General features: G+C 65.1%; 8 protein-coding genes. 3 read left to right on the plus strand and 5 right to left on the minus strand.

All coding sequences use genetic code 11. The features are described from left to right. Window positions 1–236 precede the first annotated feature (236 nt). Together C8J25_RS19135 and C8J25_RS19140 are read right to left on the minus strand one after the other, a co-directional pair. Window positions 237–1,844 carry an MFS transporter gene (locus tag C8J25_RS19135; protein WP_244187229.1) on the minus strand — a complete coding sequence of 536 codons (1,608 nt, stop codon included), beginning with the start codon at window positions 1,842–1,844 and terminating at the stop codon, window positions 237–239. A 45-nt stretch (window positions 1,845–1,889) separates the two neighbouring features. After that, on the minus strand, window positions 1,890–2,300 hold the full coding sequence (locus C8J25_RS19140) for a MarR family winged helix-turn-helix transcriptional regulator (protein WP_056059962.1): 411 nt from the start codon (window positions 2,298–2,300) through the stop codon (window positions 1,890–1,892). A 73-nt stretch (window positions 2,301–2,373) separates the two neighbouring features. Here C8J25_RS19140 and C8J25_RS19145 point away from each other — a divergent pair, with 73 nt between their 5' ends. Beyond that, the gene (locus C8J25_RS19145) at window positions 2,374–4,167 is read left to right on the plus strand and encodes a chloride channel protein (protein WP_425275484.1); all 1,794 of its coding nucleotides are present in this window, start codon (window positions 2,374–2,376) and stop codon (window positions 4,165–4,167) included. On the opposite strand, the gene C8J25_RS19150 is transcribed toward C8J25_RS19145, so the two are convergent. From C8J25_RS19150 to C8J25_RS19160, 3 genes are read right to left on the minus strand one after another with little or no spacing between them, the layout of a single operon-like run. After that, window positions 4,144–4,896 (minus strand): hypothetical protein, encoded by a 753-nt coding sequence (locus C8J25_RS19150; RefSeq protein WP_244187231.1) that lies wholly within the window; start codon window positions 4,894–4,896, stop codon window positions 4,144–4,146. The genes C8J25_RS19145 and C8J25_RS19150 overlap by 24 nt on opposite strands. Window positions 4,897–4,949: 53 nt before the next feature. Continuing rightward, the gene (locus C8J25_RS19155) at window positions 4,950–5,942 is read right to left on the minus strand and encodes a lysylphosphatidylglycerol synthase domain-containing protein (RefSeq protein ID WP_146173413.1); all 993 of its coding nucleotides are present in this window, start codon (window positions 5,940–5,942) and stop codon (window positions 4,950–4,952) included. A 5-nt stretch (window positions 5,943–5,947) separates the two neighbouring features. Next, the gene (locus C8J25_RS19160) at window positions 5,948–7,192 is read right to left on the minus strand and encodes a glycosyltransferase family 4 protein (protein WP_107955947.1); all 1,245 of its coding nucleotides are present in this window, start codon (window positions 7,190–7,192) and stop codon (window positions 5,948–5,950) included. A 164-nt stretch (window positions 7,193–7,356) separates the two neighbouring features. Between C8J25_RS19160 and C8J25_RS19165 the strand changes: the two genes are divergently transcribed. Both C8J25_RS19165 and C8J25_RS19170 read left to right on the plus strand, forming a co-directional pair. Continuing rightward, a complete protein-coding gene (locus C8J25_RS19165; protein ID WP_056059971.1) occupies window positions 7,357–8,034 on the plus strand; it encodes a response regulator in 678 nt (225 codons plus the stop codon). Beyond that, complete coding sequence (locus C8J25_RS19170) at window positions 8,031–9,386, plus strand: sensor histidine kinase (protein WP_056059973.1); 1,356 nt, start codon at window positions 8,031–8,033, stop codon at window positions 9,384–9,386. The genes C8J25_RS19165 and C8J25_RS19170 overlap by 4 nt, the downstream gene beginning before the upstream one ends. Window positions 9,387–9,595 lie beyond the last annotated feature (209 nt).

The following is a 9,595-nucleotide window of genomic DNA, read 5'->3' on the forward strand; positions in this document are numbered from 1 at the left end:
GGTTTCAGCAGCTCACCATTCCTCGACCTCTCGTATCGCCCGTACATGAACAAATGTCCGATTGCGGGAAGCGAGTTGAAGGTCGTGAATGTCCGGAACTGGGTCTCTGTAGTTGGTATAACCCGGTTTTAGGTTTGGCAGTTCGAAGACGCTAACCACGAATGCGCTGGTTAAGTCTGAGGTCGTCAGACGCCGTCATTTGCTTCACGCAGCGAATTGTACATTTAGATCGCTGACTAGATAACGTCGACATCTCGTCCTTTCGTTTCGCGACCCAGCCACGCCACGAGCACGAGAGAGGCGGCCGTCGGTACCAGAACTAAGCCCGCTACCGTCGCCAGCGGCGGGACCGCGCCCGCGATCGCGAGCCCTTGTGCGCCCAGGCCACCGGCTTTGGAACAGGCCGCCACCCATCCCGTGGCGCGCCCCCGAATGCGCGCCGGGAAGCTCTCAGCGACGTAGGGCAACAAGATGGCGATGATGGCGTTCACGCCGACGATCAGTGCGGCGACCGGCAGTACGGGGCTGACGATGCCGGACTGCCGCTCGACCCACAATACTCCGATGAGTCCCAAGGCGAGCATCGCGATGGCCGCGACGAGCGCACCCTTGCTGCTCCAGCGGCTGTAGAGCAGCGCCGCGACGAAGATCGTGGGGACCGCGATCAGCGAGGCCTTGGCGAGCAGTCCGCTAGCCACGCCGACGCTATAACCGCGAGCGACGAGGTCGGCGGGCAGCCACAGCAATAGGCCGAAATTCGCGCAGCCCCAGGCCAGCGCGGCGATGCTGAAGGCGACGAGTGCTCCAGCGTTGCGCAGGGTCGGCCGTGCCGCAACGTCCGCCCCATCATTCGACAGCGCGTCCTGCCTCGTCACGCGCCCGCCACCGAAGCGCGCGAGCACCATCTCCGCCTCGTGCGTGCGCCCCTGAACGACCAGGAACCGTGGCGATTCCGGTATCAGCCGACCAAGAAGGATCAGCAGCAGTCCGGTCGGCAGATTGGCCAGCCACAGGATCCTCCAGCCGAAGATCGGTTGGAGGAGCGCCGACAGGCCACTGGCAGCGAAATAGCCTCCCGCCGCGCCCAGGCCGCCGATGAGCACGAGGCTCCAGCCGCGGTGTCGGTTCGGCATCATCTCCGCAAGCAGCGCATAGGTGACCGGCAGCATCCCGCCGGCGGCCGCGCCCATCATGAAACACATGGCGATGTTCCAGGCGAGGCTCGGCATCGCGCCGCAGATCGACGTGCCGACGAACATCACCGCCGAGAGCAGGATCGACGCCTTGCGCCCGTATATGTCCGCAACGAAGCCCCACAGGATCGATCCCGCGACCGTCCCCGACAGCGCTGCAAACGGCACCAGCGAGGCGGTGGCACGCGACACGCCATATTCGCTCGTCATGCCCGACAGGGTGAAGCCAAGCGCGGCGGGCTTCATGACGTCGATCACCAACGCCACGATCAGTGCGCCCATCATGACCCAGTGCGATGCGCGCAACGGTGCATCCTGCAGCCCGGTGACGGTCATATGCGTCAATTGCCGCCGCAACCGCATCGCATCGCCCGGCAGCAACCCATAGGCGGCGAGGCCGGTCCCGCCGACGATCAGCGCCATGCCGATCAGCATGCCGACGTCCATCGGCATGCCGGCCATCCGGTAGCCCATGCTGCGGGCCATCAGGAACATCGGCAGATGAAGCGCGACCCCGATCGTCACCGCGATACAGCCGACCACGAAGGCCCAAAGACCCCGCCTACCGGTCACCATCGTTCGAATTCCCCCCTCGTTACCCAGCGCTTCTTTGCGCAACAGCCAGCCATCCGCGTTTGCGTTACCTGGCATTTTAGATCGCGTTACGACAGAACCTTCCCGGCCGATATCGATGTTTCACCCAAATCGATCGAGCATCTCCGTAAGCATGGGGCGGAGGCGGGCGATCTCGTCGCGGTGGACCGACGACAGGCCCGCGAGCATGGTTTCTCCCTCGGGTGTCAGGCGCAGGAGCGAGCGGCGCTTGTCGCCATCGGAATTATAGCGGACGACGAGGTTCGACGCCTCCAACCGGTCGATCAGTCCCGAGGCACTGTGCGGCTTGAGGACGAGCCGCGTCGCGACATAGCCGATCGTGATGTCGTCGACCGGCGCGGCCCGGATCGCGAGCAGCGCCTGATGCTGTTGCGGCGCAAGCCCAGCCGCCGCCGCCGCAGTCTCACTGAAGGTCGTGAACAGCCGCAGCGCATGGCGAAAATCCGCCAGTGCCTGGTAATCGGCGTCATTCAATGCGTCCGTATCACTCATCGCAATCAGCCCGTGTTGATATATATCGCACTACGATATAATGGCCTGCCTTCCTCGGAGGCGAAAGACTCTCATCATGATCGCAGCGGTACGAGCAATCGAAAACCACCAGCTCGCGGACCATAGCGCCGACCGGCGGATGCTGATGCTGGCGGCGATGGCGATCGTCGTCGGGACCGGCGGGGCGCTTGCGGCATGGATGCTCATCAAACTCATCGCGCTCGCGACCAATCTCTTCTGGTTCGGTCGACTTTCCACGCGGTCAGCCGCAATCGTCGACACGCTCGTCGGGCCGTGGATGGTCGCCATTCCCGTTATTGGCGGTCTCATCATCGGCCTGATGGCGCGCTACGGCTCCGACAAGATCCGGGGGCATGGCATACCCGAGGCGATCGAGACGATCCTGTTCGGCGAAAGCCGGATGTCGGCCAAGGTCGCTCTGCTCAAGCCGCTATCCGCCGCGGTATCTATCGGCAGTGGCGGGCCGTTCGGGGCGGAAGGGCCGATCATCATGACCGGCGGGGCGATCGGATCGCTGTTCGCGCAACGCTTCCACATGAGTGCCGCCGAGCGCAAGACACTGCTCGTCGCGGGCGCGGCGGCGGGCATGACCGCGATCTTCGGAACTCCGCTCGCGGCAATCCTGCTGGCGATCGAGGTGCTGCTGTTCGAATGGAAGCCGCGCAGTTTCGTACCGGTCGTGGTCGCCGTCCTGGTCGCGTTCGCGTGGCGGCCGGTGCTGCTCGACGGCGGTGCGATGTTCTCGTTCCCGAGCACGACCCCGTCCGGCGCCTGGCCGCTCGCGATGGCCGCAGGAGTAGGCCTCGTCACCGGCGTGCTGGCAGCGGCGCTGTCGGTCGCGCTGTATGCGGTTGAGGACGCGTTTCATCGCCTGCCGGTGCATTGGATGTGGTGGCCTGCAATCGGCGGGGTCGTCGTCGGACTTGGCGGACTGGTCGACGCGCATGTCCTGGGGGCCGGCTATCCCAATATCCAGGCGCTACTCGACGGGTCCCTCGCGGTGCGTGTCATCCTCGCGCTGCTGGTCGTAAAGGCGGTCGTCTGGCTGGTTGCCCTGGGATCGGGAACGTCGGGCGGCATCCTCGCGCCGTTGCTGATCCTTGGTGGCGCCGCGGGCGCGCTGACCGGGCAGGTCCTGCCCGGCGGTCCTGGGTTCTGGGCGATGATTGGCATGGCCGGGATCATGAGCGGGGCGATGCGGGCGCCGATCACCGGGGCGCTGTTCGCGGCCGAACTGACGCGGCATTTCGATGCCTTGCCGCTGACCATTGCAGCGGCAGCGGCGGCCTATGCGGTCAGCGTATTGCTGATGCGGCGGTCGATCCTGACCGAGAAGATCGCACGCCGCGGCCGGCATATCCTGCAGGAATATAGCGTCGATCCGCTCGACCTGATGCAGGCGGACCAGTTGATGTCACGCGCGCCCGCGACGCTGCCGGGTTCGATGACGACCGCAGACGCGGCGATTTTTTTCGCGGATCGCGCCGAACATCGGAGCTATCCGGTCGTCGACGATGCGGGTCGCATACTTGGCCTCGTGTCGCGGACCGACGCGTTGCGCTGGCGGACTATGCAACCGGGCACCGACGTATCGCTGACCGAGACCTTGTCGGACGCTTCGCTGCTCGTCGCGTATCCCGATACGCCGATCGGAGTCGTGGCCGACATGATGGTCGAATCCGGTGTCGGACGCGTGCCGATCGTCGCGCGCGATACGCGACAGGTTGTCGGCATCCTCTCGCGACAGGATCTGCTCAAGGCTCGCCGGACCCAACGGCAGTCTGAAACCGGCCGGGCCAGCGCTCGTAAAACCAGCCAGATGTCAGAACTCGCGAATGACGCGTAAGCCGACCCTTGGGCGGAACGGACCAGTCGCGCTCCGTTCGGTACCCGCGCCGATCTGCGCCGACACCTTCTGCCCGATCGCGCGGTGCAACTGCGGCATCAGCAGCCAATACCGGCTCGCCCCCGTCTGGCGGTTCACTTCGAAGCCAAGCACGGTGTCTGGACCGACGTCCCAGAACGTCGTGTGATTGACGATCAGCCCGGTACCCTTCGTGCTCTTGAGCGTCACGTCGCCCGCGCCGACCATCGTCATCGTACTCAGTCGCTCGCCGAAGCGGTTGCCGAGCAGGTACAACAGGCTGCTCGACCAGCCGCCGTCGCGGCGGTTGTGGAGTCCCAGATACTGGACACCGTGGATGCTGCGGCCGCCGCGGAACGTGCCGAATGTGCCTTGCAGGCCGATCTTGTAATCGGTCGGGCGACTCTTGGTGAACGGCAGTTCGATCTCGACCGCGAAGCCGTCGGCAACGGCGTATTCGACTTCCGGTGCCCATTCGACATGCCGGCCGGGGCCGCTGAGATTGACCTGCGCGAGCGCGTTGACTTCTAGTTCGCCGCGACGGGCGCCAAGCGGGCGCACCATGTCGAAGATCATCGGTTCGGGAATGGCGGGGATCGCAGCGGACGTCGCGCCCGGAATTGACGTTGGTATCGCCGATTGCGCGTCCGCGCCGGTGGCGACGACTACACCGAGGACGACCGATGCGCAGAACAGGGCGCGAATGGACATGTGAGGGTTCCGATAGACCGAGCAGATGGACACGTCCTCATCGCGTCTCCGACTTACGCGGACCTTACACGTGCGCCGCGTAGCTCATGGATGCCGAACAGCAGCATGCCGATCGCCAGCGGGATCAGGTAATAGACCACGCGATAGGCGAGCAATGCGGCGAACAGGCTTGCGCGGTCGATATCGGGCAGGCTGACGAGCATCACCGCCTCGAACACGCCGACCCCGCCGGGCGCGTGCGTAATGAGACCGGTGACGATCGCGACGAGATACCCGAGCAGCAGGGCGGGAAAAAGCGTTGCCTCCGCACCCGGCAGCAGCACGAACAACGCGGTGGCTGCCAAAACGATGTCGACACTCGCCAGCATGATCTGAGCGAGCGCCTGCGACACGCTGGGCAGCGGTATGGAGCGGCCGAATAGGACGAGCGTCCGTCCTGCGCGACGTTTCAGTCCAACCAGAACCGCAGCGAGAATGGCAAAGCTCGACCCGCCGATCGCAGCGTGCACTGGATAGGACAGCGCTACGCCGGCGACAGCCACCGTCCCTGGCTGGACGATCAGTCCGAACCCCAGCAATAGCAGGACGCCGGACCAGAAGGTTACGCCAGTCAGAACCATGATATGCGCTACTTCGCCGATCGTCAGGCCCGCCGGCTGGTAGATCCGCAATCGCGCGGTGCCGCCGGTCAGCAGCGCGAACCCAAAATTTTGGCTGAAGACATAGCTGGTGAACGACGCGAGTGCGGCGCGCGTATAGCGGACGCGCTTCCCGACGATCCGCAGCGCGACCACGTCATATCCGGTCAGTACCCCGTAGCTGATCGCGGTCACGACAGCGGCGGCGAACAGGCGTGGCCAATTGATCCGCGACAAGGCCGTGCGGATGTCGCTCCCATTGACGCCGTCCAGCAGGTGCGACAACGCCGACACGGCGATGCCGACGATCGCGAGCATCGCCACCACGGCAACGCCGGTACGAACCGACCGCGAGGAGGTAGCGCGACGCAACCCCGACCATGCCGGACCACGCCACCGTGCGATCACCGTGGTCAGCCCGAGATCGACCGGGTCAGCGGCCTGGCAGTCGGTACGGTCTCCCCATGCTCCTGGTTCAGGAGCGCGCGATACGCGTCCATGACCATCTTCGACGCCTTGTCCCAGCTATACTCTTCGCTCGCGGCACGCGCGGCGCGCGTCATGGTCGACCGCAGATCGGAGAAGACCGCGAGGCGGCGGACGGCCGCGACCGCGCCGTCGATATCGTCGGGGGCGTAGAACATGCCCGTTCCCTTGCGCAGGAGGTTGCGGCCGCTCGGGATGTCGACGCACACGCTGGGCAGGCCCGACGCCATCGCCTCCAGCGTGACGTTTCCGAACGCTTCGGTGATGCTCGGGTTGACGAAGATGTCCGCGCTGGCGACCGCGCGGCCGAGCTCGTCGCCCGACAGGCTACCGGTCAGCCGCGCATTCGCCAGTCGCTTCGCGAGCCAGCGGCGTTCGGGACCGTCGCCGACGATCAGCGGCCGGATCGCGACGCCCGAGGTGGTGATCCGGTCGACGATATCGGCGAACAATGCGGTGCCCTTCTCGCGAACGAGGCGGCCGAAGAAGAGGACGACCACGTCGTCGTCCTGGAAGCCGTGCGATCGCCGCCAGGCGAGATTGCGATGGCGGCCCGAGAACTGGTCGCGGTCGACGCCGCGCCCCCATAGGCGCGTGCGGTCGGCAAAGCCCTGCTCGGCGAATTCGTCCGCAATTGGCGCGGTCGGAACGAGGATCATGTCGCTGCTCCGGTAGAAGCGATCGAGGTGTCGCTCCATCGCCGGCCGGATCAGCCCTGCGCCATAAAACTGCGCATAGGTCTCGAACCGCGTATGGAGGCTGGCAACGACCGGAACATCGATCGTCCTCGCGAGCCGCTGTGCTGCGACGCCGGTCCAGTCCGGAGCGGACACATGGACGATATCGGGCCGGAATGCCTGCACGTCGCGACGCAGTTCAGCGGACAATCCCAGGCCCAGTCGATACTCGCCGCGACCCGGGATGCGCACCGACGGAACAGAAACGAGCGTTCCCGCAGGCTCGAACGCCGGCGTATCCGAGGTCGGCGAATAGACCCGGACGTCGGTGCCGCGGCATTCGAGATACGCCACCAAGCGGTTCAGCGCCTGGTTGGCGCCGTCGCGAAGATAGTTGTAGTTGCCGGAAAACAGCGCGACCCGTCGTGGCACATCGAATATCGCCGGGGCGGAAAGCGTAGCGGGTCGCCGGAACGGGCGAAGGGTATCGAACATGGAGACACTCTGATTTTTGCTGAGGGCGCATCGTGCGACATCGATTGGGATCAAGATCTGGATCGTGGATCGACCGGGCTACGCGGCCTGGCTTACGTGAGCCTTACAGACCGATCGCCGCGTGAAGCGCCGCGCAATCGGCGCGCCCAGAGCCGGGCCGAGCGATGAGAATCCTGATCGTTGAGGACCATGCCGAGCTGGTCACGATGCTGGTCCGTCTGCTCGATACGGCGGGCTATGCGTCAGATTGCACGACCACGGCCGAGGATGCGCTGATCGTGCTGTCCTACACGCGCTACGCCGTCGTTATCCTCGATCTGGGACTCCCGGATGCCGATGGGCTATCGGTCGTGCGTGCGATGCGCGAGCGGGACGATCGCACGCCGGTGATCGCCCTGACCGCACGGGCGAGCGTCGCACACCGGGTGACGGGTCTCGAAGCGGGCGCCGACGATTATCTCGCCAAGCCGTTCGCGCCCGAGGAACTGCTCGCCCGGATCCAGGCGCTGCTCCGGCGTAGCGGGACGATTGTCGATCGGACGATCGATTGCGGCAATGTAAGCTTCGATCCCGCCACGCGCGAGGTTGCGATCGGCGGCGTGCCGACGGTGCTGTCCGCGCGCGAACTGGAGGTGCTCGCCGCGCTGATCCGCCGGTCGAGCCGGGTCGTGACGAAGGCGCATATCGAGCAACTGCTGTTCGGGCTCGCTGACGATCTCGGCTCGAATGCGGTCGAGGTGTATATCCACCGGTTGCGAAGGCGGCTGACGTTGGCCGAGGCGGATGTCGAGATCGTCACCGTCCGCGGGGTGGGGTATATGATTATGGAGCGTGCCGCATGACAAGCCAGCCGCGGTCGCTGATGGCGCAGATCCTGCGGTGGCATGCGATCGCGGTGTTGATCACTGCCATCGCGGTCGCCGGCAGCGTGTACCTGTTCCTCGACACGACCGCGGCGCGGATTCAGCACCAGACGCTCCACGTCCACGCGCAAGCCTTGCGGCAGGCGCTATCGCACGACGGGACCGGCCGGCTCCGGTTGACGCAGGACAATACCAGCGCGGCGGTGTTCGCGCCCAGTGCAGGCTTCTCGTTCCGCATTCTCGATCAACGCGGCACGGTCCTGTTCCAATCGGCGTCAAAGATGGTCCTGCCGACCGCGGATATTCCGCTGGAGGACGAGGAAAGCTTCTTTCGTCGCCAGTCGCGCCGCACCTTCTATGCAGGGACGAGTAGCCCGGCTCAGGTTGGTAACGAACGGGTGTGGATCGCCGTGCTCCAGAACCTCACGCATCCGGATTATATCCTCGACGATCTGCTCGCGCAGTTCCTGCTCTACGGAATGGCGATCGTGGCGCCGCTGCTGTTGCTATTGCTCGCGATCGACGTGCTGATCATCCGCCGCGCGGTTTTGCCAGTGCGTAGGGCGTCGGCTTCGCTGGAGACCGCGGAAGGCGTGCCGCTTGATCTTCGATTGCATGACGAGCGGCTTCCTGCCGAAGTTCGCCCGCTCGCGCTAGCCGTCAACGCGCTGCTCGAACGGCTGACGTCGAGTTACCGCATGCAACGCGATTTCATCGCCGATGCCGCACACGAGCTACGTACGCCGATCGCCGTCGCCCGGCTGCGTGTCGAGGCGGTCGACGACGCGGCGTTGCGGGCAAGGCTTTGCAGCGACCTGGACGCGCTCGGCCGGATCGTCGAGCAGGTCTTGGAACTCGCCGAGTTGGAGACCGTGGCACTGGATACCGCGGCATCGGTCGATCTCGTCCAGATCGCGACGGACGGCGTGGCATCGATCGCACCGCTGGCCTTCCGCTCGGACAAGTCGATCGCGTTGTCACCCGGTGCGGACAGCGTGATGGTCGCGGGGCACGCGGCCTGGATCGCCAAGGCGCTGGGGTGCCTGTTGGAGAATGCGGTCAAGCATAGCGGTACCAGCAGCAGGATCGACGTTTCGGTCGGCACGGACGGGACGCTGGCCGTCTGCGACGACGGCCCCGGGATCCGCGAACAGGACCATGCGGCGATCTTCCATCGGTTCTGGAAACGGGACCGTTCGGCAGGTAGCAGCGGTCTCGGCCTCGCGATCGTAGCGCAGGTTGCCGAAGCGCACGCTACGCAGGTGACACTGACATCGCACCCGGGACATACCAGGTTCGCGATCGCTTTTCGACTGCGGCCGGTTTCCTAGGAAAGACTATGCGGCAAGCGGTCGTTACTGATGGCCTATAAAAATTTGGGCCAACAATTGACACTGAATGAACGACCGAAGCTGGGAAGCGAGCAGGGCGGCCTGAGCGTCCGCTTGTGATGACGTGGACGGCTCTCCAACCCTCAAGCAGTATGTCCTGCGGAGAGTCGAAGGAGAGTCACGATGGGAAACGTCACAACGATCGGTCT

The organism is Sphingomonas faeni, assembly GCF_003053745.1.
GTDB classification, from domain to species: domain Bacteria; phylum Pseudomonadota; class Alphaproteobacteria; order Sphingomonadales; family Sphingomonadaceae; genus Sphingomonas; species Sphingomonas faeni.